Origin of the sequence: Arsukibacterium indicum (genome assembly GCF_019100565.1) — a bacterium.
GTDB classification, from domain to species: Bacteria; Pseudomonadota; Gammaproteobacteria; order Enterobacterales; family Alteromonadaceae; genus Alishewanella; species Alishewanella indicum.
In genome coordinates, this window is record NZ_JAHRID010000002.1 from 239,573 (window position 1) to 262,042 (window position 22,470).

A 22,470-nucleotide genomic window follows, 5' to 3' on the forward strand; every position below is an offset into this window, starting at 1 on the left:
CTAGGCTGAAAAAATAGTGAAAAGTCCCAGCAATATAAACACTGCGCAGGCTATTCGGCGCGCCCAGTCCAGCGACACTTTTTGCAGCAGCCAGCTGCCGGCATAAACCACCGGCACATTGGCGGCCAGCATGCCCAGCGTGGTGCCCCAAATCACCATCCAAACCGCGTCATCAAAGGTTGCCGCCAGAATTACCGTGGCAATCTGGGTTTTATCACCAATTTCTGCCAGAAAGAATAAAATACAACTGGCTGCAAAGGCGCCGTATTTCAAAAGCCGGGTTTCATCGCTGTCATCTTTATCCGGGATAAGCAACCAGAGTCCGACCACGATAAAAGAGCCTCCCAGTAACCAGGGGCCAATGGCTGGTGCAATAAACTGAGCCAGCCAGACTCCCAGCCAGGCAGAAGCAGCATGGTTTAACAGGGTTGCGACCAGAATACCGGCAATAATAGCGCCTTTAGCCCGGAACCGGGCTGCCAGAAATAAAGACAGTAGTTGGGTTTTATCGCCAATTTCAGCGATGGCTACAGCAGAAAACGAGGAAAATAACGCGTCCATTACAACTCTCAGTGGCGAACTTACGAAAGGCGGCAGGCATTGTATGAACTCTGTCCGCCGACCGCAACGTTAAATTAGCCCGGCGGTTGGTGGCCAGGTTTTGCTGCCAGTAACACTTTATCGCTTATTTTTCTGCTGCGCCCTACCAGGCGGCTGCAGGCACCACGCAGCTTAACTAAGCCATAGTAGGTTAACGGCACCAACAGTAAGCTGGTCAGGGTCGAGAATAATAATCCGCCGATAATCGCGATCGCCATCGGTGCGTAGCTTGGGCCACCGCCACCAATCTGAGTGCCGCCCATTGCCAGCGGCAGCAAGCCCAGTACGGTGGTTGACACGGTCATTAATATCGGTTTTAGCCTTGCTTCACAAGCATGAATAATTGTGGTTTTTAAATCCTGCAATGGCAGTAATTGCCGATCCTGGTTAATCCGGTCCACCAGTACTATGCCATTGTTCACCACAATTCCCATCAATACCAGCATGCCAATCATGCCCATCACTCCCATGCCGGTACCGGTTAGCAGAAAGGTCCAGAACACGCCGACCAGAGAGAAAAATAACGAGCCAATTACTGCAGTTGGCAGTAATAACGATTCGAATAACGCCGCCATCACGATATAAATCATCGCGACTGCCAGCAGCATATTCACCATCATCACCTGTTGCTCTTCATCCTGGCGCTGGAAGCTGCCACGGAATGACCAGCGGTAGCCATCGGGTAAGGCAACACTTTTCATTAACTGCTCAATATCGGCCCGGGCTTTATCCATGCTGATGTCTTTTGCCGGGTTCATCCGGATAGCAATGCCGGTAGCACGGTCAAAGCGGCGAATGCTGGATAAGCGTGGTACAACGTTCAGTTCGGCAAGTTGTGCCAGAGTAATTGCAACCCCCTCTGCCTGCGCCACCGGCAATTGCTGCAATTCAGCTAACGAGTGACTGATTTTCTCATCATAGATCAGCCGCAGCAGTAACTCGCCCTGCTCGGGGCTGCGAAAGGTTCTTAAATTGACACCGCGTAACGCCAGCGACACGCTCTGAGCCACCTGCTGCGCGCTGACGTTATAGCGTTCAAGCTGCTGATGATTCAGAATAATTTGTACTTCCTGCTGGCCGCGGGCCAGCTCGGAACTGACATCCTCCAGGCTGGGCAGTGCCTGCAGCATCGGTAACAGCATTTCTGATAACTCCATCAACACTTCAGTAGAGTTGCCCAGCAAATGCAGTTGCATGCCACCGCCGCCACCCCAGCCAAAAATCGGCCGTGATCTTACCAGCGTCGGCCAGTCACTGCGGATCAGCTCTTTTACCTGCTCCAGCTCCAATGGTTGACCGTCTTGCAGAATAATGGTCGACATCGCATAACCGGCCGTGTAGTAGCTGTACACAGACTCAATATGCAATTCTTGTTGGCGGCTGTATAAATACGCCTCCATCTGACTGACTTCAGCGCGTACTTCTTCCAGACTGTAATTGCCCTGCACCTGATAATTTAAGAATAACCGGCCATTGTCGCCGTTATCGCCATTATCAGATCCCATTGAGCCCATAGGTACCACTATGCTGGCCAGCACAAGCACGGCGGCCAATGCCGACAGCTTTGGCCAGTTCATCACCGTTTGCAGACTGCGTTTATAAACACGATCTAACTTACTGCCCTTAGCGTTTTCAACCGGAATAACTTTTAGTTTGGTGGTTAACAGTGGGATCAGGCTCAGTGCCATTACCAGTGAAATTGCCAGACACAGACAAATAGCAATGGCCACATGCTCCAGAAAAATGGTCAGCTGCATTTTCTGGCCAATAATATTTGGCAAAAACACGATAGCAGTGGTAGCGGTGCCTGCCAGTACCGCCAAACTTACCCGGCGCACCCCACGCTCGGTAGCGGCGCGAACATCACCGCCCGCTGCCCGCTCGCGAAAGATACTTTCAGTCACCACAACAGCATTATCTACCAGCATACCTATCGCCAGCATTAAGCCCATCATGCTGAGGATATTCAGGCTGTAGCCCATAAAGTACATGGCACCCAGGGCGATAACAATCGCGCTCGGCACCGATAGTACCACCACCAGGGTAGTGGTTAGATGCCTCAAAAATAAATACAACACCACGAAAGATAGCAAGGCGCCAATAGCCCCTGCCTTTAATAAGTCTTGCAGTGATGTGGTGACACCATCGGCGACATCGTCCATGACATACAAACTAATGCCATTAAATGCCGGATTGTTGTCAGCGGCTGCCACTACCGCCATCGCCGCCTTGGCTACCTCTACCAGATTAGCACCTGACTCTTTGAATACATTCATGCCAACGGCATAGGTCTGGTCTAAATGACGGCCATCTTCGCGCTTTGGCAGCTCCAGAGAAATCTCTGCCACATCGCGCAGCATTAGGCCCGGCCGCACCGGCAGCCGTTCTATTTCAGCCAGTTGCCGGTACTCCCCTAATGGCTTCACCAGCACACTTTGCTCGGCGTTACGCAATTCACCGGCAGTCAGCGCGAAATTACTGCCCCGAAGCTTTGCCAGCAGGGCATTGGCATCCACGTTCAGCGCTTTCAGCTTATCCGGGTTAAGCCGGATAATCACCTGACGTTTTTCCACGCCATACAGCTCTACTTTAGAAACGCCCTGTACCCGCTCCAGCGGCCGCTTGATCTGCTGCTCGAGTAAGTCATAAGCCATAGCCAAATCGCGTTCAGAGGAGATCCGCAGCTGGAATATCGGCATATCGTCGGTGTTAAACTGAAATACCAGCACCCGCTCAACATCATCCGGCAGTAAATGACGGACGGTATCTATCCGTTCGCGAACTTCCAGACTTTTACTATTGATGTTTTCACTCCAGTTAAACTCGAGTGATACCTCACCGCTGTTTTCATTGGAAAAACTGCGCATCTGCTTAATACCGCTGACAGTCGCCAGTGCTTCTTCCAGAGGCCGGGTGATCAACCGCTCTACCTCTGCCGGGCTGGCATTGTTGTAGGGCACATTGACATACAACTGCGGAATATCAATGCCCGGAAACATTTCAAGGGGTAGTAGCCGGCTGGCCAAGGTACCGAACAGCAAAAAGGATATAAACAGCATGGTTATCGTCACCGGCCGGCTTAGTGCCAGCCTGGTAATGGCTAGTGGCTTCTCAGTCATAGCGCCTCCTGCACATCTGCTGTTGTGACTGTCTGCTCACCAGGCTGACGCTCTCGGGTAAACAGCGCATACAGTACCGGAATAAACACCAGCGTCAGCAAGGTCGACAACAGTAAACCAAAAATCACCGTTACAGCCATCGGTGCCCGGATTTCGCTACCATCGCCACCACCCAGAGCCATTGGCAATAAACCCAGTACTGTGGTCAGGGTAGTCATCAGCACAGGCCGTAACCGGCTGGCGCCCCCTTCAACAATCGCTTCCGTTAAGTCTGTACCGTTCTGGCGTAACTGATTAATCCGGTCAATCAAGACAATGGCATTGTTCACCACTATACCGGCCAGCATTATCAAGCCAATAAAGACAATCACAGATAGCCGGGTATCGGTCAGCCATAACCCGAGGATTGCCCCGGCGCCGGCTAAAGGTACGGTAAACAAAATTAACAGCGGTTGCAGCAGGTTTTCAAACTGCGATGCCATCACCAGATACACCAGAAACACCGCCAGTAATAAAGCCATAAATAAAGAACTGTACGCCCGCTGCATTTCCTCGCTCTGCCCGGCTACCACTGCACTGACCCCAAATGGCAGGCTTTGTTTTGCCACAATGTCGCGGGCAATAGCAGTGGCCTGCTCTAAATCACCGAAAGCTAAATTGGCACTGACAATTGCTACCCGCTGCTGTGCTACCCGGGTAATTTCACTGGGGCCCAGTTCGCGGCGAATATCTGCTACTGCCGACAATGGCAGCGGTTGCGCACTACCCGGATTAATAATCAGCGACGCTAATTGTTGCTCATTTTGCCGGTATTCTTCAGCCAACCTGACCCGGATATCAATTTTGCGATCATTAACCGAATACTGGCCGGCAACTTCGCCACCCACATACACCGCAACCCTTTTCGCTACCTGCTGCGCTGTCATACCCAGCTGTGCCAGCCTGGCGTGGTCAAAATACAGGGTTATTTCCGGCTGGCCCGGCCGCAGGCTGGTTTTTACATCAGTAAAGCGCGGTTCTGCAGCCAGGCTAACCAGCAGCTGATCTGCAGCCTGTTTTAAATCTGCCAGCTCAAAACCGGTTAATTCAATTTCCAGCGGGGTGGCAAAACTAAATAACTCCGGCCGGTCAAAGCGGGCTTTTACTCCGGCCATGCCGGCAACATGCTGGCGTAACTGCTCTGTTACCTGCCGTTCAGCCTGCTCATCAGTGCCAGCTTGCATAACAATATTCAGCCGGCCCCAGTGGCTGCCGCCAATCGCCGGATCTACCGTCATCTGCGCGCCGGTGCCTACCTGTCCGTAGCTACGCTCCACCCCAGCAAGGGGGGCGGCAACGCCAGCCAGTTCTTTTAACACAGCGTCGGTTTGTTCAATAGCACTGCCAAAGGGTAGTTGTACTTCAACATAAAACTCGCCCTGACTAAGTTCCGGGATCACATCTGCCCCTAACCTGGGCAGCAGGCTGTAACATAAACCAGCAACCAGTAAGGTGCTGCCAACTGTCAGCCATTTAGCCTGCAACGCTGCGCCCAGCAAGCGACGATACGCCCGGGTAAGCACATCGAGGGCGGCTTTTACCACAAACAACAGCGGTTTAAATAACAGACCCAGTAGCCGGCTTACTGCCCGCCAGATCAGGGTAAACAGGCTTAGCAGGCCAAGCAGGACAAAATACAGGCCTTTAAAAATTTTACCCGGCACCCACCACAACACCCGGCCGACAGTATGATACCAGCGGCTACCTTTTACTTTAGGTGTCGCAGCTTCCGTGCTGTCAGCAGTAACAACCCGCCGTTGGCGCGCCGCCATGGTCGGGATCAATGTCAGTGCCACCACCAGTGATACCAGCAAAGCGAAAGTTACCGTCAGTGCCTGGTCTTTAAATAACTGACCAGCAATACCTTCGACAAACACCAGTGGAAAAAATACCGCTACCGTGGTCAGGGTGGATGCGGTGATGGCCATCGCCACCTCGCCGGTGCCGGTTCTGGCGGCCTCTGGTGCAGATTTACCCTGCTCTTTGTGTCGGGCAATGTTTTCCAGTACCACGATAGCATTATCAACCAGCAGGCCGACGGCCAGCGCAATGCCACCCAGGCTCATCATATTCAGGGTAATACCCTGACCGTACATCAGATTAAATGTAGCTACAATGGAAACAGGGATTGACACTGAAATAATCACTGTCGCCCAGACGTTACGTAAAAACAGATATAAAACCAGCATAGCCAGCAAGCCACCGACAATACCGGCAGATTTAACTTCGCTAATCGCTTGTTTAATAAAGGCTGATTGATCATATACCAGGGTAAGTGTGTAATCCTGTGGTAAACCTTTACGAATATTGGTCAGCTGTGCCAGCAGCGACTCTGCTACTTTTACCGTGTTGGCATCACCTTCTTTGTAAATTGCCACTTCTATTGCTTCGGCACCATTTACATAGGTAACACTTTTTCGATCAGCAAAAGCATCAACAACCGTCGCCACATCTTTTAACCGAATTTGCGAATTGCCAACTGTTGCCAGATACAGGTTTTCAATGGCTGATAAATCGGCAAACTGATTAATGGTTCTGACCAGAAAGTCATAGCCCGGCGTTTCCAGCCGGCCTCCGGCTAAATTGATATTCTCCTGCGCCAACCGGCTGCTGATTAAACCAATATCCAGTTGCAGCTGGCTTAATTTGTTGGGATCAACCAGCACCTGAATTTCCTGGTTTAAACCACCGTCCGGCCGCACTGCGGCAATGCCCGGCATCGCTTCCAGTTTGCGACGTAAGTCTTCTTCGGCATAAGTGCGCAGTGATACCAGTTCGCGATCACTGTTAATGCCCCCTTCACGGCTTAGTGCCAGCCGCACTACAGGATCCAGGTTGGGGTTAAAGCGCAGTAACAGTGGCTTTTCAATATCCAGAGGCAGCATTAGTACGTCGAGTTTTTCCCGTACTTCCAGCATAGCCAGATCCATATCGGTACCCCAGTCAAACTCCAATACCACATCAGAGCGGCCAGAGCGTGAAACCGATTGCACCTTGTGCACACCTTTGACAATGCCCAGGGCTTCCTCAATGGGTTTGCTGACCAACTGCTCTACTTCAGCAGGCGCTGCGCCAACGTATTCAGTGCGAATAGTCAAACTGGGGTAAGACAAATCGGGAAGTAAATTTACCGCCAGCCGGCCCGCGGAGACTAAGCCAAACAACAGAATACCCAGGGTAAACATCCATATTGTGACCGGGCGCGCCACCGCAACATCAACCAGTTTCATAAGTGGTTCCTTTTCAGCATTTTTTATATTTGTTGGTTACTGTATCTTTTAGCCCGGCTATGCCGGGCATTCAGATCCTTGCGGTTAAAATTCGCGGGTAGTTACAATGGTTACCAGGCTTTGGTCTTTCAGCGCACCATGTCCGGCAACAACCACTTTTTCGCCAGTGGCGACACCGTCTAAAATCTCCACGGTGGTATCTGAGCTGTAACCAAGGTGCACCTCTTTGCGACTGACTTTATCTTCCGCATCCACCACAAACACACTATGCTGATTATCTGCTGTGATTACGGCACGCTTAGGTACCAGTAGCGCATCAGGTTTCACATCAAATTTCAGTTCTACCTGGGCAAACATGCCAGGGCGCAGCTTACCGTCACTGTTATCAATAATTAACGTAGTACGAACCGTACCTGACTGGGCATCAACCACCGGTGAAATACGGCTAACGCTTGCTTTAACCGGTAACATGCCGGTAAAGCGTAAAATGGCTGCCTGACCGGCTTTAGCCTGGGCCAGTTGTTGCTCTGGAATATGTACTACAGCTTCCAGTTCAGCATTGGCAACCAGATGAAATAATGATTGTGGCGCCATCTGACTAATTAACTGACCGGTTTTGACATAACGACGCGACACCACACCGCTGATAGGCGCCCGGATTTCAGTTTCGCGCACACTTAACTCGGCCAGATCAACAGAGGCTTTAACTGCATCATATTGCCACTGTAGTTTTTCATACACATCAGTACTGATTAGCTTACGTTGATACATTTCAGCCATCCGCTTCAGTTCACTGTCAAGCCGGCTAAGTTCAGCCTGCTCCTTGGCCAGCATAAAACGTTGCCGCTCATTTTCCAGTACCGCCAGTAACTGTCCGGCTTTAACATAGTCACCTTCTTCCACCAGCACTTGCTCAACAATACCGCTGCTTTTGCTGATAACATCCGTTTCAGCCCGCGCTGCCAGAGTAGCATTGGTATGGTAGCTGCTGCTGATTTCGCCATTACGCGCCATCGCAGCTTCCACCGGAATGGCCACAACTTCTGCGGTATCGCTGTTGCTGCTGCTATTGGCCTGGTTACAGCCAGTTAGGAAAACTGCAGAACTAAATACCGCCACAACCAGTGATAACTTTTTCATTTTTTTAAATCCTTGTTTTTGCTCGTACCGTCAACATGCTTGCTCACGGCCTTTTCAATTTTTTGGTTACTACTGATAGCGACTAATGCAGCGCCTGTGCCATCCTGAATTTTATATTTTTATTATTTAATTTCAATTAGTTAAATTATCTTAATGTGTAATCAAATATTATTGGCGCAATGTAGTTGGCGAGTTACGCTAAAATTTGGTTAGAAACAGCCAACTCTTGCGTTAAAAGGGCTAATTTGCAGGAAATAGTGCATATACTCTAAGGTCTGACCTCTCTATAATGGCCGAACGCTTATTTCGGAGTATGCCCATGAATTTCTCAAAAACCCGCCTTAGTCTTGCTGTTTTACTTGCCGTCGGCAGCACCAATGCTGCCGCTGAGGGCTATAAATTGTTCGAACAGTCGGTTAGTAGTATGGGCAATGCCTATGCTGGGCGCGGCGCGCAAATTACTGATGCCAGCCTGGTGTATTCTAACCCGGCAGCCATTACCAGGCTGAGCGCCCCAGAGCTTTCAGCCGGCTTAAATCTGATTAACGCCAAAACAAATTACCGTAACGCCAGTGCCCAAAGTGCAAATGGCCATCCGGTAGTTGGACGTACTGAAGGGGCAAATAGTTTAAATGAGCTGATCCCTTTTGCGTTTTATGCCGACAACGTAACGGAGCAACTAAGCTGGGGTATTGGCTTTTATGTCCCTTTTGGCTTGTCATCTGATTATGACAACGATTTTGTAGGCCGCTATTTTGCCGACGAAACCGCCATCCAGGTGTTAAGCCTGCAACCTGCAATCGGCTATAAACTGAATGAGCAATGGTCAGTTGGCGTTGGTATCTCGGTAAACCATGTGGAAGGCACCTTATCTAAATACAAAGATCACAGTGGTTTGTGTGAGCTTGGTGCAGCCACCACCAACGCGATGTTTGGCGCACCGGTATACAACGACGCTTATTGTAATAGTCATTATGAAGTTACTGGCGATGACGTTGCCTTTGGTTATACTCTGGGTATTCATGGTGAGCCGGTTGCCGGTACCCGGTTGGCCTTTACCTGGCATTCTGCTGTGCGTTACACCCTTAAAGGTGATTCAGTTATCACCAACACCCCGATCACCGGCGCAAGCGTCGCTGGCAACCCTAATTATCAGGTAGTAGCGCCACAATTACCTGCTATCGATTTAAGTACCGGTAAACTGGCAGCCAACAGTCAGTTAACGGAAGCCAGTCAATTAGCCCTGACCACCCCGGCCAGTGCGGCATTCAGTCTTGATCAGCAACTGACCAAAGCGTTATCTGTGCAGCTGAGCCTGGCCTGGACCGAGTGGAGCGAGTTTCAAAGCATTGATATTGTCAGCAACGACCCGGCTCCGAGTATCTCGCTGAATACCCAGCGGCCACCCAACCTGAACAGTACCGGTTATATTGGTTTTATACCACAGCAGTGGCAAAACAGCTGGTCTGCCGCGCTGGGCTTAAACTACGTTTACCAGGCGGGTTTAACCCTGAAGGCCGGAGTCGCTTTTGATGAAAACCCGATAGCTGCAAGCCACAAAACTGCCAGGATCCCGACTGATGATCGGGTATGGCTGACGGTTGGCGCCAACTGGCAGCTGCACAGTCAGCTAAGTATGGATATCGCATATGGCCATTTATTTACAGGTGATGTGTCAGTTAACGAGCGCGAATATAATGTTCAAAATGAACCGCTGTATAACAGCGGCTATCAGGGGCAGTACAGCAATAAAGGTCAGCTACTGGCTGTACAGTTTAATTACCGCTTTTAACTGCTCGCCAAGGCTATGTTTAAAATTAACCAAACTTATTGTTTAGCTTTGAGTCTTAGCTACTATAGACTTAACTATCTGGTTTAAGCCGATCTTCGCTGATTAGAGGTAACTATGGCAATTTTTAACAATACGCTGGTTCGATTTAGCAGCCTTGCCGCTGCCCTGTTGCTTGGCCTAAGTGCCTGTTCCAGTACCCGTCAGGCAACAGTTGATTACGACCGCACGGTTAACTTTCAGCAATACCAGACTTTTGGCTTTTACCAGCCAGAGCCTGAACTCCGCTCAGAAACCGAACACGCTGCCGCCACTAAACCACTGGCTGCAGAAGTAAAGGCGGCTCAGGATGAAGCAAAAGCGTACACCACGTTACTGGATCAGCATTTTAAAAATGCTATTACTAAAGAAATGGCAGAGCTTGGCTATCAGTACAGTGAACAAAACCCTGATCTGTTGGTAAATTACATGACCAACGTAGAAACCCGCAGTGACGTGCGAAGTTCGCCATTCTCGATTAATGCCGGTTATGGCTACTACGGCAGAAGCAGCAGTTTTATGTTTGGTATTCCGCTGTTTGGTAATCAGCTGGAAAAAACCGAGTATAAAGTGGGTACAGTAACAATTGATGTTATTGATGCCAATGAACAACGATTGGTTTGGCAGGGACTGGTTGATGGCCGGCTGACCAAACAAGCCATGGCCAATCCACAACAGGCTATAAGCGATACCGTGCAACTGATTTATCAGCGCTATCCCAGCCGTCTGCCTGCGGAAACAAAATAACTGTATAAAAAGTACAACTTAAGCAATAACAAAAAACTGGGAGCTAACGCTCCCATCATCACTATTGCGTGAAGAAATCCAGGAAGGAAGGTGTAACAGGGCTAAGTATGGCAGCCGTTAATGGCAGTAATATGACACAGCATTATTTTTTATGATAAGTGATTAGCGACATGCCTACCCCCGGCCCCCAGCGTCTGGCAAAATGGATTGCCCAAAGCGGCCATTGTTCGCGCCGTGCGGCTGGGCGACTGATTAGTGCAAACCGGGTGCGCGTTAATGACAAGCTGGGATGTCATAACGATCAAGTGTGTAATACCGACATCGTTTACATAGACGATAAAATTCTGGCCGAGCTACCGCCCCTCTGCTACCTGCTCTATCACAAACCCGTTGGTATAGATTGCAATAACCGGCCGGCTGATCCGGCAAGTTTGCATCAGTTATTAAAAACCCTGCCGCAACGCGTGTTTGCCGTAGGCAGGCTGGATAAAGACTCCAGCGGCATGCTGCTGCTAACCAATGATGGCGCGCTATGTCAGCTATTAATGCATCCGGATCATTACCATCAAAAAACGTATTCAGTAACCACAGATAAAGCGATAACTGCCGGATTCCTGCACCATATGGCCAGCGGAGTGAACTGGACGCTGGGCCAGAACCACTATCAGTCGCGTCCCTGTAAGGTGCGCGCAACCGGCCGTCAGCAATTTGAAATTATTCTGACTCAAGGGTTACACCGGCAAATCCGCTATATGTGTAAGTCGCTGGGCTACCGGGTTACCGCTTTGCAACGCACCGCCATCGGCGCACTGCCACTGGGCGAACTGGCTACTGGAGCTTATCGCCAACTCAATGCTGACGAACTCGCTTCTTTACAGCAAACTGCACCAAGTTAACCTGACCTTCCTTCAAATAAGCAATAAGGCCGCATTCGCGGCCTTATTTTAAAATAGCTGATAAGAAGTTGGCTTGCCCTGTTACAGCTTCTCCAGCTTGATATCACCACTTACGGTGGTTAATTCAACACTGCCATCACCACTACCCAAAGTGAACTGCAGGCTGCGTGACGGGCCGTATTTTGCTTTGGTGGCTTTATCATTGCTTAGTTTATTGTCAAGGCTGCCGCCGGCTGAAGCTTTAAGTGCAACCCGGGCGTTGGCATTGCTCTCAAGTTTTAATTCAATATCACCGCTGACACTGCTGCCACTGATCCGAGGGCTGCTAACGGCACGCAGCTCTGCTTCAATTTCGCCATTTACCGTGCTTAACTTAAGCTGCTTTGTACCAGATAATTCAAGTTCAGCATCACCGTTTACCGTACTGATGCTCACTTCTTCTGCCTGGCTCTTGGCTTTTATTTTGCCATTTACCACTTCGTAGCTTAAGCGGCCAGTAGATCCCTCATCATTTATTTCACCATTGACGGAATTCAACTCCACCTTGCCACTGGCGCCATTTACCTTTATTTCACCATTTACCGTGCTAAGCTTAACGCTGTTTTGCAGATCGCTGGCAGTGATCTGGCCGTTTACCGTAGCAATTTCACTGCTACCATGAATACCGCTGACAGTAACATTACCGTTTACCCCTTTAAACTCAACACTGCTGCCAACCGGCACTTCAATGCGCAGTTCCGCCATATTCGTTTTGTCTTTCCAGTTGTAATTCACCTGGCGTGGCATTGTCATTTCAAAACGGCTAAAACCGTCTTTGCTATCAAACTCGTAGCCCGTGGCTTTTTCATCCAGTTTACCGCTAACACTGAAAGTATTGCCTGATATGGCTTTAATGGTAATTTCACCGCTCATCACTTCTACATATATCTTTTCATTAGCACTGACACTGCGGCTTTCATTGACCACTTGACGTGAGTCTGCCAGCGCCAGCGTACTAGCTGCCAACAGTACTATGCTTAACAGGCTGCCAAGCCAGTTTTTATTAATTGTTTGCATGTTCTTCTCCTAACTGGTTATTAAGGGTTGCTGCAACGTTGCCTGCTGGATATAGCGAAGCTGTTGCTGATATAACTGTTGCAGCTGCGCTAACAGCTGCGGTTCATCCGGATAAAATTGCAGGGCCCGGCGCACCTGATCGATGGCCTGATCCCAGATAGCTAGTTGTTGCTGCCAGTTGTCAAAGCCCTCTGCCACTGCCACCACTTGTGCCAGTTGCTGTGCTTTTTCCTGTTCGTACAGCTGCAATAGCAGTAATTCGGCATTAGGTGCTGTCGCGACCTGCTGCTGTGGTGTTGGCATAACAGCCAATTGCCAGCCAATCAATGCTACCAGTAACAGTGCTGCAGCACTGGCCCAGTGCATAAGGCCCGCCCGTTTATCACTAGCCGCGGCAGCAACATCCTCAGTCCTAAGCTGGTCGGCAGGTTCAAGCCTGGCAGCGATATCCAGCCAAAGATCCCTTTCGGGTTGCAGCTCACTGTTCAACCGTTGCAGGGCTTGCTCTAATTGTTGTTTATTCATCAGCCAACCACTCCTGTAACAATTGTCTGGCCCGGTGATACTGTGCTTTGCTGCTGCCTTCAGCGATACCCAGCAAGCCAGCAATTTCCTGATGCTGATACCCCTCCAGCGCAAACAACACAAAAACTGCTCGCGCCTGCAAAGGTAACCGTAAAATAGCCTGCTCCAGTGTTACGCTCTCGCCATTACAGGCAACGGAAAGTTCCGGCAATGGCAACTGATCGCTACTGTCAGTTAACCGCAGATTTTTCTGCTGTCGCCAGTGATCAATCGCAGTCCGGGTAGCAACACTGTGCAGCCAGGTCGCAAAGCTGCTGTCGCCACGAAACGCCGGCAATTGCTGCCACACCTTAATAAATATTTCCTGACTGACATCTTCAGCCAGCTGTTTGTTAGCCAAAAGCCGCCAGCAAATCGCATATACCCTGCCAATAAACTGCTGATATAAAATATGAAATGCTTGTTTATCGCCCTGTTGCGCGGCTGTGATTGCCGCTGCAATCTCCATTGCCATACATGCCCTATGCAAGCCAGATTACATAACCGGCCAAATTTAAAAATACTGAAAGGTTAGTCGAACGTATTTACAGAAAGGTTTAAACCGGATAAAAAAATTCAGCGAATTTTAAACCATAACCTTAGCGCCAGCAGTAAGGTTAGGCTGTACATCAGCAGTGATGCGATAACCACCCCAGGCCAGCCCATTGCCTGCCAGAATGGCTGCAGATAGATACCACCAATACTGGCCCCCACATAGTAAAACACCAGATACAACGCACTGGCACTGGCTTTAGCGCGCCGGGCATGCTGATTAACCCAGCTACTGGCCAGTGAATGACACAGAAAAAAGCCAAAGGCACTGATAAAAAAGCCGGTGACAATGACCATCAGCTGGCCATGCAGCGTCACCACAGTCCCCAGCATCAGTAGTATTATGCCAAGTGCCATTGCCAGCGGCGCAGACAGTCGCCTGGCAATGCGGGCAGATAAAGCCGAACCCACCGTACCGCTAAAGTAAGTAATAAAAAGTAAACCCAGCATGCTGCTGCTAAGCAAATACGGCGGCGCTGCCAGTACAAAACTGATAAAGGTGTATTGGTTTAAAAATATCAGAAAGTTCAAACCGCCAATCAGGTAGGTTAGCAATAGCAGCGGTTGGCGCAGATGATTACCATGGTTGCTCAGTGCCTGCCACAACCGGAACGGCTGCTGCTCAAACCGCACTGATTGCGGTAAATAGCGCCATATTAAATAACAGCTTAGCCCACTTAATATTGCCATCGGCCAGAATGCCCATTGCCAGTGCCCCACATCGGCAAGGCCACCTGCCAGTAAGCGACCGCCAATCCCGCCCAACGAGTTGGCGCTGATATAATATCCTACCGCGGTAACCAGTGCTGGCGTTGAGTATTCCTCGCCCATCCAGGCAATAGCAATTGCCGGCAAGCCCCCCAGGCAAATACCCTGCACTGCCCGCCAGCATAGTAATGCGGTAAAGCTTTCTACCTGGGTCAACGCGAACGTGCTAACTGTCATTCCCAGCATGGTTAGCAATAGTAAAGGCTTACGGCCCCAGGCATCCGACAGAGAGGCATAAACCAACAACGATAAGCCCAGACCAAACGTGGCGATGGTGTAACTGAGGCTGGCCTCAAGCGGGCTTAGCTGAAAATCACGGCTAAGCTGGGGCAGCAACGGCTGCATTAAATGTAAATTAGCAAATACCACTATCGCCGCCAGGCACAGCGCAAAACAACTGCGGTAAAATTCGGCCGATTTGTACTCAATCACAGGAGGTGTGCCCGCTTAAGCAAAGCCTTAGTATACTGAGTTCAGGCTCTGATGACGAGCTGGTGTCAGCCCACAAGACGTGTATCATAGCGCTTTATTTCCCGGAAAAGGCCCCGCTTTGTCGTCGTTATTTTTAAATGCCTCGCTGCAAAAAAAAGTCGCTGCTATTGCTCTGCCCATGGTGCTGTCCAATTTATCAGTGCCGCTGCTGGCACTGGTAGATACGGCCGTAAGCGGTCATCTTGAGCATGCCTGGTATCTGGGCGGTGTTGCGCTCGGTTCCAGTTTAATCAGCCTGTTATTTTTTCTGCTGGGCTTTTTACGGATGAGCACCACCGGCCTGACCGCCCAGGCGTATGGAGCGAATGACAACGAAGGCCAGCTAACCTGTTTAAGCCAGAGCCTGTTAGTGGCGTTGCTGCTGGCATTGCTGTTGCTATCTTTGCAAGGGCCACTAGCACAGCTGGCGTTTAGCTTCAGCGATGCAAGTAACGAAGTAAACCAGCAGGCACAGCTGTATTTCGGTATCAGGATCTGGAGCGCCCCGGCAACCTTAATAAACCTGGTGCTGATGGGATGGTTTTTAGGCCGGCAGAATGCCCGCTACCCGATGTGGATGTTAATTGTTACCAATCTGGTCAATATTCTGCTCGATTTACTCTTTGTACTGGGTTTTGGCTGGCAGGTGGCTGGTATCGCGGCAGCTTCAGTTGTAGCCGATTACGCCGGCCTGCTGCTGGGGGGCAGCTTACTACTACGCAGCCTTGTCGCCAAAACACTGCTGACAAGCATGCTCAGTCAGCTTAGCCGGCTTGCCGGTTTGCGCCGGCTGTTTGCCCTGAACCGTGATATATTTCTGCGCAGCTTATGTCTGCAAAGCGTGTTTGTGTTTATCGCCTTTCAGGGAGCAGCTTATGGTGATAATACTGTTGCAGCCAATGCCGTGTTACTGAGTTTTTTAATGCTGGTATCCTACGCCATGGACGGCCTGGCTTATGCCGCTGAAAGCCTGACAGGCAATGCTATTGGTGCCCGCGATAAACATCTGCTTGGCAACACCCTGAGTTTACTGGCGTTGTGGTGTCTGGTGCTGGCCAGTGTTTTCAGCGCCGGATACGGTTTATTTGGCAATAGCTTTGTCAGCTTGTTAACCTCACTGCCTGAAGTACAACAGCACGCCGCGCGTTATCTGGGCTGGATGATTTTACTACCACTGCTGGCCTGCTGGGCCTATTTTCTGGACGGGGTATTTATTGGCGCTACTCAGGGCAAAACCCTGCGTAACAGCATGCTTTTGGCTTTGCTGGGCTTTGCCGGCAGCTTTTACCTGTTGCAAAGCTGGCAAAACCACGCTCTTTGGGCTGCGCTTTCGGTGTTTATGGCGCTTCGCAGCATCAGTTTAGCGCTAATATTATGGCTGCAGTGGCAGCGTAATAGCCTGGTAATAAATCACACCCATTAGCGCCCCGCTTCAGTGTGAAATGCACCGTTGCTAAATTATTGCTAAGCGTCGGCCCGTCAGTTAGAGTGGACAGCGTCATAATACTTTGGTGCCACAGGCACTAACTAATAACGAGACGCTACCTGCATGAGTATTTCCAGCCCTTCAACGCCATTACAAAATTCAATGTCGGCTTTGCCACAACCGTCCTCCTTTTATCGATGGATGGTATTATTATTTGTCAGCCTGGCAATGTTTGGTAACTATTACATTTACGATTCGCTGTGGCCAATTGTCGATTTGCTGCGCGAACAACGTGATTTCAGTTACCAGCAAATTGGCTGGTTATCTACGGCTTACAATATTGCTGCGCTTTGTGTTCTGCTGCTTGGTGGCTACATAATTGACCGCTGGGGTACTAAAAAGGCCATTACTTTGTTTGCCTTAATTTGCCTGGTGGCTGCCGCCTTGACAGCCTTCAGCCCTAATTTTGAAACCATGTTTGCCGGCCGCTTTATGCTGGGTCTGGGTGCAGAGCCGCTGATAGTGGCTGCAACTACGGTGCTGGCCAAATGGTTTAAAGGTAAAGAGCTAAGTTTTGCTTTTGGTATAAACTTGTCAATCTCCCGGCTGGGCTCAGCATCGGCTGACTGGTCTACCGGCTTCGCCAGCCCATTATATGTTAACTGGCAAGACCCATTATGGCTGGCAACAGCGGTGGCCGGTATTTCTGTTACGGCAGCCATTTTATACTGGATATTAGAGCGCCGGGCAGAAGGCCGTTATGATTTAGGTACGGCCGACAGCACTGATAAACTGGAATTTAAAAGCCTGTACTCGTTCAGTGCCTCCTACTGGTATATTGTGGCACTGTGTGTTGTGTTCTATGCCACCGTCTTTCCATTTCGCAGTTTTGCCATCGATTACTTCCAGCAAGCACATGGCCTGGATCGCGAAGCCGCAGGTATTTTAAGCAGTCTGCTGCCAGTTGCCGCGATAATTGCCACGCCGCTGTTCGGACTTTGGGTAGACCGCGTTGGCAAGCGGGCACTCTTTATGGCTGCAGGCTCGCTGGTAATGTTACCGTTGTTTTTAATGGTTACTTATCTGCCGGCCGGGCCAGACGTCAATATTATGATCCCCTTTATCGGCAGTGCTGTGGTACCACTTACCCTGCTGTTGGTTATTTTGCTGTTGGGGATGGTGTTTTCATTGATCCCGGCGGTAATGTGGCCATCTGTCGCTTATATTGTCGACAGCCGCCGCCTTGGCAGTGCGTATGCGCTGATGACATTCTGCCAGCAAATTGGCTGGGCCATCGTGCCTCTGGCAGTGGGCTATTTAAACGACATTTACCTTGCAGGACCTGACAATATTAATGGCTACACGCCTGGCATGTGGTTTTATACTGCGCTGGCATCGTTAGGCTTATACTTTTCCTACAAGTTGTGGCGCACAGAGCAAGGCCCGGGCGGGCATGGTCTTGACTCTATCACAACTAAAACTCCGGTAGTCGCTGCCGAGCAACACCCGGGCTGAGCATTTTTCAATAGCTAACAGCATTGATAATGGAAACGGCGCAATATATTCACTGCGCCGTTTTTTTACCTGCAAAAAAAGCTAAAGTTTAAACAACTGCAGCCGATAGCCTCGTTACGCTATAGTTTAACTAACTGCCGGCATTTACAACCGGCTTAAGTAACAAGAGGTCATTATTATGGCTATTTCCACCGGTAACATCGGTACCGCCAACGCAGCTGGCAAAAATATCGAAAATAAAAATATCGATAGTAAAAATACTGACAATAAGGGCATTGCAGATACCGCCAGCAAAGCCCGCCAGGCTCAGAATGTCGCCATTCTGAAAGCCAATGAAAAAGTGTCGCTGAGCAGCAATAACGACTCGCTTAGCTTATTGTATAAAACAGCGCTGGAAGGTATCAATGCTGAGCTTGAGCCGGTTTTTGGTGAAAATGCCGCCCAGAAAATTTATGACTCTGGTATTGATACCTCCCCGGAAGCTACTGCTGAGCGAATTGTTGCCTTTGCCACCGGCTTTTACAGCCGCTACAAAGCACTTAATCCGGGCCGCACTGAACAGGAGCAGCTGGACAGTTTTTTAAAAGTAATTGGCGGCGGAATTGAAAAAGGCTTTGCCGATGCCAAAGATATTTTAAAAGGCTTGAAGGTATACGAAGGTGAGGTGGAAGCCAGGGTTGACCAAACCTACGCCAAAGTAATGGCCGGGCTCGACAGTTTCCGCCAGAAAATGCTGGAACTGGCAGAGCAGGCTGCAGAGTCTGGTACCACGACTCCCGACAACATCAGTGATCGGGATAATACCGGTTCCTGATTAAAAACTTTGCGAAAATGCCCAGTTCAGCTGCTAGCCTGCTTTTCGAAAAACAGGCTGGCAGGCATCACTTTATTCTGTTGTAACCAGCGGTGTTCAGGGGTGATCTGAAATATCAACCCGGGTAACCAGTAACTGGTCAATTTTATAGCTGTCGATATCAACCACCTCAAATTTGTAACCACCGTGCAGAACAAAGTCGGTACGCTTTGGAATTTTGCGCAGGGTAAACATCATAAAACCGGCAATGGTTTCGTAGTTTTCCGGGTTAGGAAAACTGTCAATATCCAGTACCCGCATCACATCGGCCAGCGGCGTTAACCCCTCCACCAGCCAGGAGTTGCCGTCACGTTTAACGATTTGCTCCTCTTCAGAGCTGACCAGCTCGCCCATGACAATGCTCATCACATCTTTTAACGTGATAATACCCACTACCAGAGCGTACTCATTCATAATAATGGCAAAGTCGACCCCGGTAGATTTAAAATGCTCCAGCGCCTCATACAACGACAAGGTATCGGGAATAATCAGCGGTGAGCGGACAATGCCCTCTTTTTTCAGTGAAATAGGCTGGTCGTGCAGTACCTGCATTAAAATATCGCGGGTATCAACATAGCCTACAACCCGGTCCAGTACTTCGTCACAAACTATAAACTTAGCGTGCGGGTGCTCGGCAATTTTGGCTTTGATATTGTCCTGTGACTCGTTATTGGTGAAAAAAATCAGACTTTCCCGCGCCGTCATCGCCGAGGTTACGGTGCGCGATTCCATATCAAACACATTTTCCAGCAGCTGATGCTCGTGCTGCTGCAACACACCAGCCTGAGCGCCGGCATCCATCATCGCGATAATATCATCAGGGGTAATGTCGTCCTTGCGCATGGTCGGCACATTAAACAAACTGAAAAACAAGTTCGCTAAGCCGTTAAACAACCAGACGAAAGGTTTCAGCACTAAAATCAGTAACATCATCGGCTGAACAATTTTTACCGCGATTTTTTCCGGTGCAATCATTGCTAAGCGCTTGGGCATTAAATCGGCAAACAAGATAAACAATGAAGTGACAAAAAATACCGATAACCCAAAGGCTGCCGCCGGCACCCAGCTGGCATCGAAAAAGATCGCTAGTAATGATGAGAAGTACGGAGTAAATGCCGACTCACCTAAAATACCGCCTAAAATAGCCACCGCATTTAAGCCAATTTGCACTACGGTAAAAAAATTACCAGGGTGCTCCTGCAGCATCAGCACTTTTTCAGCGCTGATGTCACCCTCGCTGGCCATTAGTCGCAAACGCATTTTACGCGAAGCCGCTAAGGCTATTTCTGATACAGAAAAAAACGAACTGGCAGCCACCAGCAACAACATAACAAACAGGTACTCAACGGTACTCATAACGTTTCCACAACCTCAGGGCAAACCATTTTGCCATGCCTGAATGACACGATTGTTATTATAGCTTTAATCAGCTGCTAAAAACGCTAAGCAGCTGAAAATATTAAGTCGTTAGTTAAAGTTTTATGTTATTTACAGCTGTATTTGTCTGCAAAATACGCTATCTTCAAGACTGTTTAATGTCATCCGGAAGCGGTGCATGTCTCAGTTTTCAGCTATTCGTAATTTGCAGTGCACGCCATGGCTAACTGTACTCCTGATGGTATTGTGCATCTGTACCAGCGCTGCCAATGCGCAGCAGCAAGTTAGCACTACTCTCGAGCAAGAGCTGGACCGGTATCTGGTTGAACTGCGGGAAAACGCCACAGCGGCTGAAGCGATGCTGGCTGCACTTTATCAGCGCTACTATCTGGAGCCGACTGAGAACATCCCGCTGGCCAGTAAAGTGCGGCTGATGTCGTATCAGGCTGCTGATCTGCTCTATCAACAACAGCAAGCTTCCGCTGATGCCTTACTCACTGAACTACTGGCAATAGCTGACGATACCGACAATCCTGACATCCTCAGTGAAATTTATGCTACCGAAATAGAGTTTTTGTTTTATCAGCGCCAATTATCAGCTGCAGTACTAAAGGCCGACCGGCTGCAGCTGATTGCAGAGAATGCCAGCGTACCAAGGGTGCGTTACTTTGCGCACAACCTGCTGGGCAGGCTATTTAAAGCCGACAGCCAGTATGACGAGGCCCTGCGCCACTTTACCAAGGCACTTGATGCCGTAATTGCCACTGACGATCAGTTTACCTTACGTCGGCGCGCCTATTTAAACTATTCTATCGCTCAGGTTTACTCAGATTTAAAAAAATGGCCTGAGGCCAGGGCTCTGACTGAAGACCTTATTGCCGCCGCAAAAAAATATAACTATAACAATTTTTTACCTGAACTGTATTTAATGCTTGGTTTTATTCTGGCCGAACAGAAAGATCTTGACGCTGCCGTTACCGTTAATCAACAAGGTATTGTTGCCGCCAGATCTGTAAACCAGCCCGGTGTGGAGCTGACATTCCAGAATAATCTTGGCTCTATTTATATCCAACAGGGTAATTACGCTGCAGCAAAACAGGTATTACAACTTGCTGCTGAACAAGCGAAATTACTGGAAGATGAATTCAGCAGTCAGCTTATTGCTTTTAATCTGGCTTATATAGCAGTGATGGAAGGCCAGCACGACAATGGCCTGGCCAGAATGTTAGCTGCACTGGAATATTTTAAAAACAATGATACTAAAGCCGGTTATGAAAGTACTTTAGAGTCGGTAGCTAAAGCGTATGGCGCTGCCGGTAAATATCAGTTGCAAGCGCAAACGTTGCAACAACAACTGGAACTTCGCGCGGAAATTCTGACCAGTGAGCGGGAAAAAAGCGTGGCTGAATTACAAAACCGCTATGATACCAAAGCGAAAAGCCAGCTGATAACCATCCTGGAGCAGGAAAATGATCTTAAAGCGCAATTGCTGGCAAATCAGAAGCTGCAACAGCAGCTTACCGGCTTATTTGCGCTGGTACTGATCTTTGCGGCAATCCTGCTGTATCAGTTGTATCGTAAAGTGCGGCAGTCGAACCGTAGATTGCGCGAAGCCAACAAGCAACTGGAATACCAATCGTTACGTGACCCGTTAACCGGTTTGTTTAATCGCAGAGCCTTGCAGGACCACATGCAGCGTCGCAGCAAATTCAGCAGACGTTTAAGTGATATCAGTACTCAGGCTAATGGCTTTTTGCTACTGGATATCGACTTTTTTAAAAAAATAAATGACAACTTTGGTCATGCAGCCGGTGATGAGGTGCTGAAGCAAATCAGCGGCCGGTTAACCAAGGTTTGCCGGGAAGAAGATCTGCTGATCCGCTGGGGCGGCGAAGAGTTTCTGCTTTATCTGGATAATATCGAGCCCGAGCAGGTGGCTGGCTTTTGCAAGCGGATCCTTGATGTGATCGCCAGTGAACCGGTACTTAGTGATGACAAAATTATTCCGGTCAGTGCCAGTGGCGGTTTTATTCATTTACCTTTTGCCGGCATTAATGAAACAGAGCTTAACTGGGAGCGCACACTACAGATTGCCGATATGGCGCTGTATTTAAGTAAAGTACATGGCCGCAACCAGGTATATGCCATTACCGGTTTACGCTGCGACTACACGACAGCCCGCCAGGCGCTGACCAACGATTTACAGGGCGCTATCCAGCAGAATATGGTTGACTATATCACTGTGAAAGGGCCAGCGTTACCTAAGTAAATAGCTGTTTGGTTGCAACG

At 49.4% G+C, this 22,470-nt stretch carries 16 protein-coding genes; 7 read left to right on the forward strand and 9 right to left on the reverse strand.

Annotated features, from left to right (window positions below; genetic code table 11):
- From KQY15_RS05635 to KQY15_RS05650, 4 genes are all read right to left on the reverse strand, one after another.
- A complete protein-coding gene (locus KQY15_RS05635; RefSeq protein ID WP_217668076.1) occupies nucleotides 1-561 on the reverse strand; it encodes a TMEM165/GDT1 family protein in 561 nt (186 codons plus the stop codon).
- 74 nt (nucleotides 562-635) lie between these two features.
- Entirely contained in the window at nucleotides 636-3,719 is a 3,084-nt protein-coding gene (locus KQY15_RS05640; protein WP_217668078.1) for an efflux RND transporter permease subunit, read from the reverse strand.
- Nucleotides 3,716-6,988 (reverse strand): efflux RND transporter permease subunit, encoded by a 3,273-nt coding sequence (locus KQY15_RS05645; protein ID WP_217668080.1) that lies wholly within the window; start codon nucleotides 6,986-6,988, stop codon nucleotides 3,716-3,718. Before KQY15_RS05645 ends, KQY15_RS05640 begins: the two co-directional genes overlap by 4 nt.
- Before the next feature lie 84 nt (nucleotides 6,989-7,072).
- The gene (locus KQY15_RS05650) at nucleotides 7,073-8,128 is read right to left on the reverse strand and encodes an efflux RND transporter periplasmic adaptor subunit (RefSeq protein WP_217668082.1); all 1,056 of its coding nucleotides are present in this window, start codon (nucleotides 8,126-8,128) and stop codon (nucleotides 7,073-7,075) included.
- A gap of 319 nt (nucleotides 8,129-8,447) precedes the next feature.
- On the opposite strand from KQY15_RS05650, the gene KQY15_RS05655 reads away from it, so the two are divergent.
- From KQY15_RS05655 to KQY15_RS05665, 3 genes are all read left to right on the forward strand, one after another.
- A complete protein-coding gene (locus tag KQY15_RS05655) occupies nucleotides 8,448-9,920 on the forward strand; it encodes an OmpP1/FadL family transporter (protein WP_217668084.1) in 1,473 nt (490 codons plus the stop codon).
- A 114-nt stretch (nucleotides 9,921-10,034) separates the two neighbouring features.
- On the forward strand, nucleotides 10,035-10,703 hold the full coding sequence (locus KQY15_RS05660) for a DUF4136 domain-containing protein (protein WP_217668086.1): 669 nt from the start codon (nucleotides 10,035-10,037) through the stop codon (nucleotides 10,701-10,703).
- Nucleotides 10,704-10,873: 170 nt separating this feature from the next.
- Nucleotides 10,874-11,599: a pseudouridine synthase gene (locus tag KQY15_RS05665; RefSeq protein ID WP_217668088.1), complete on the forward strand. Its 726-nt coding sequence runs from the start codon at nucleotides 10,874-10,876 to the stop codon at nucleotides 11,597-11,599.
- Between the two features lie 81 nt (nucleotides 11,600-11,680).
- Here the strand turns inward: KQY15_RS05665 and KQY15_RS05670 are convergent, their stop codons facing one another.
- The 4 genes from KQY15_RS05670 to KQY15_RS05685 form a co-directional block, all read right to left on the reverse strand.
- Nucleotides 11,681-12,655 carry a DUF4097 family beta strand repeat-containing protein gene (locus KQY15_RS05670; protein ID WP_217668090.1) on the reverse strand — a complete coding sequence of 325 codons (975 nt, stop codon included), beginning with the start codon at nucleotides 12,653-12,655 and terminating at the stop codon, nucleotides 11,681-11,683.
- 9 nt (nucleotides 12,656-12,664) lie between these two features.
- The gene (locus KQY15_RS05675; RefSeq protein WP_217668091.1) at nucleotides 12,665-13,180 is read right to left on the reverse strand and encodes a hypothetical protein; all 516 of its coding nucleotides are present in this window, start codon (nucleotides 13,178-13,180) and stop codon (nucleotides 12,665-12,667) included.
- Nucleotides 13,173-13,694: an RNA polymerase sigma factor gene (locus tag KQY15_RS05680; RefSeq protein ID WP_217668093.1), complete on the reverse strand. Its 522-nt coding sequence runs from the start codon at nucleotides 13,692-13,694 to the stop codon at nucleotides 13,173-13,175. The genes KQY15_RS05675 and KQY15_RS05680 overlap by 8 nt, the downstream gene beginning before the upstream one ends.
- Nucleotides 13,695-13,795: 101 nt before the next feature.
- A complete protein-coding gene (locus KQY15_RS05685; protein WP_217668095.1) occupies nucleotides 13,796-14,971 on the reverse strand; it encodes an MFS transporter in 1,176 nt (391 codons plus the stop codon).
- Between the two features lie 118 nt (nucleotides 14,972-15,089).
- On the opposite strand from KQY15_RS05685, the gene dinF reads away from it, so the two are divergent.
- From dinF to KQY15_RS05700, 3 genes are all read left to right on the forward strand, one after another.
- A complete protein-coding gene (dinF, locus tag KQY15_RS05690; RefSeq protein ID WP_254795458.1) occupies nucleotides 15,090-16,433 on the forward strand; it encodes an MATE family efflux transporter DinF in 1,344 nt (447 codons plus the stop codon).
- Nucleotides 16,434-16,559: 126 nt separating this feature from the next.
- Entirely contained in the window at nucleotides 16,560-17,951 is a 1,392-nt protein-coding gene (locus KQY15_RS05695; RefSeq protein WP_254795459.1) for an MFS transporter, read from the forward strand.
- Between the two features lie 178 nt (nucleotides 17,952-18,129).
- The gene (locus KQY15_RS05700; protein ID WP_217668099.1) at nucleotides 18,130-18,765 is read left to right on the forward strand and encodes a DUF5610 domain-containing protein; all 636 of its coding nucleotides are present in this window, start codon (nucleotides 18,130-18,132) and stop codon (nucleotides 18,763-18,765) included.
- Between the two features lie 96 nt (nucleotides 18,766-18,861).
- On the opposite strand, the gene paeA is transcribed toward KQY15_RS05700, so the two are convergent.
- A complete protein-coding gene (gene paeA / locus KQY15_RS05705; protein ID WP_217668101.1) occupies nucleotides 18,862-20,160 on the reverse strand; it encodes a polyamine export protein PaeA in 1,299 nt (432 codons plus the stop codon).
- A gap of 199 nt (nucleotides 20,161-20,359) precedes the next feature.
- Between paeA and KQY15_RS05710 the strand changes: the two genes are divergently transcribed.
- Nucleotides 20,360-22,450, forward strand: a complete 2,091-nt coding sequence (locus tag KQY15_RS05710) for a tetratricopeptide repeat-containing diguanylate cyclase (RefSeq protein WP_217668103.1) — start codon at nucleotides 20,360-20,362, stop codon at nucleotides 22,448-22,450.
- Nucleotides 22,451-22,470: the final 20 nt, after the last annotated feature.

Coding starts and splice junctions, on each gene's coding strand:
- KQY15_RS05695 (WP_254795459.1), top strand. CDS start 16,560: ATGAGTATTTCCAGCCCTTCAACGCCATTACAAAATTCAATGTCGGCT.
- KQY15_RS05640 (WP_217668078.1), bottom strand. CDS start 3,719: ATGACTGAGAAGCCACTAGCCATTACCAGGCTGGCACTAAGCCGGCCG.
- KQY15_RS05645 (WP_217668080.1), bottom strand. CDS start 6,988: ATGAAACTGGTTGATGTTGCGGTGGCGCGCCCGGTCACAATATGGATG.
- KQY15_RS05670 (WP_217668090.1), bottom strand. CDS start 12,655: ATGCAAACAATTAATAAAAACTGGCTTGGCAGCCTGTTAAGCATAGTA.
- KQY15_RS05675 (WP_217668091.1), bottom strand. CDS start 13,180: ATGAATAAACAACAATTAGAGCAAGCCCTGCAACGGTTGAACAGTGAG.
- KQY15_RS05660 (WP_217668086.1), top strand. CDS start 10,035: ATGGCAATTTTTAACAATACGCTGGTTCGATTTAGCAGCCTTGCCGCT.
- KQY15_RS05650 (WP_217668082.1), bottom strand. CDS start 8,128: ATGAAAAAGTTATCACTGGTTGTGGCGGTATTTAGTTCTGCAGTTTTC.
- paeA (WP_217668101.1), bottom strand. CDS start 20,160: ATGAGTACCGTTGAGTACCTGTTTGTTATGTTGTTGCTGGTGGCTGCC.
- KQY15_RS05665 (WP_217668088.1), top strand. CDS start 10,874: ATGCCTACCCCCGGCCCCCAGCGTCTGGCAAAATGGATTGCCCAAAGC.
- KQY15_RS05655 (WP_217668084.1), top strand. CDS start 8,448: ATGAATTTCTCAAAAACCCGCCTTAGTCTTGCTGTTTTACTTGCCGTC.
- KQY15_RS05700 (WP_217668099.1), top strand. CDS start 18,130: ATGGCTATTTCCACCGGTAACATCGGTACCGCCAACGCAGCTGGCAAA.
- KQY15_RS05635 (WP_217668076.1), bottom strand. CDS start 561: ATGGACGCGTTATTTTCCTCGTTTTCTGCTGTAGCCATCGCTGAAATT.
- KQY15_RS05710 (WP_217668103.1), top strand. CDS start 20,360: ATGTCTCAGTTTTCAGCTATTCGTAATTTGCAGTGCACGCCATGGCTA.
- KQY15_RS05680 (WP_217668093.1), bottom strand. CDS start 13,694: ATGGCAATGGAGATTGCAGCGGCAATCACAGCCGCGCAACAGGGCGAT.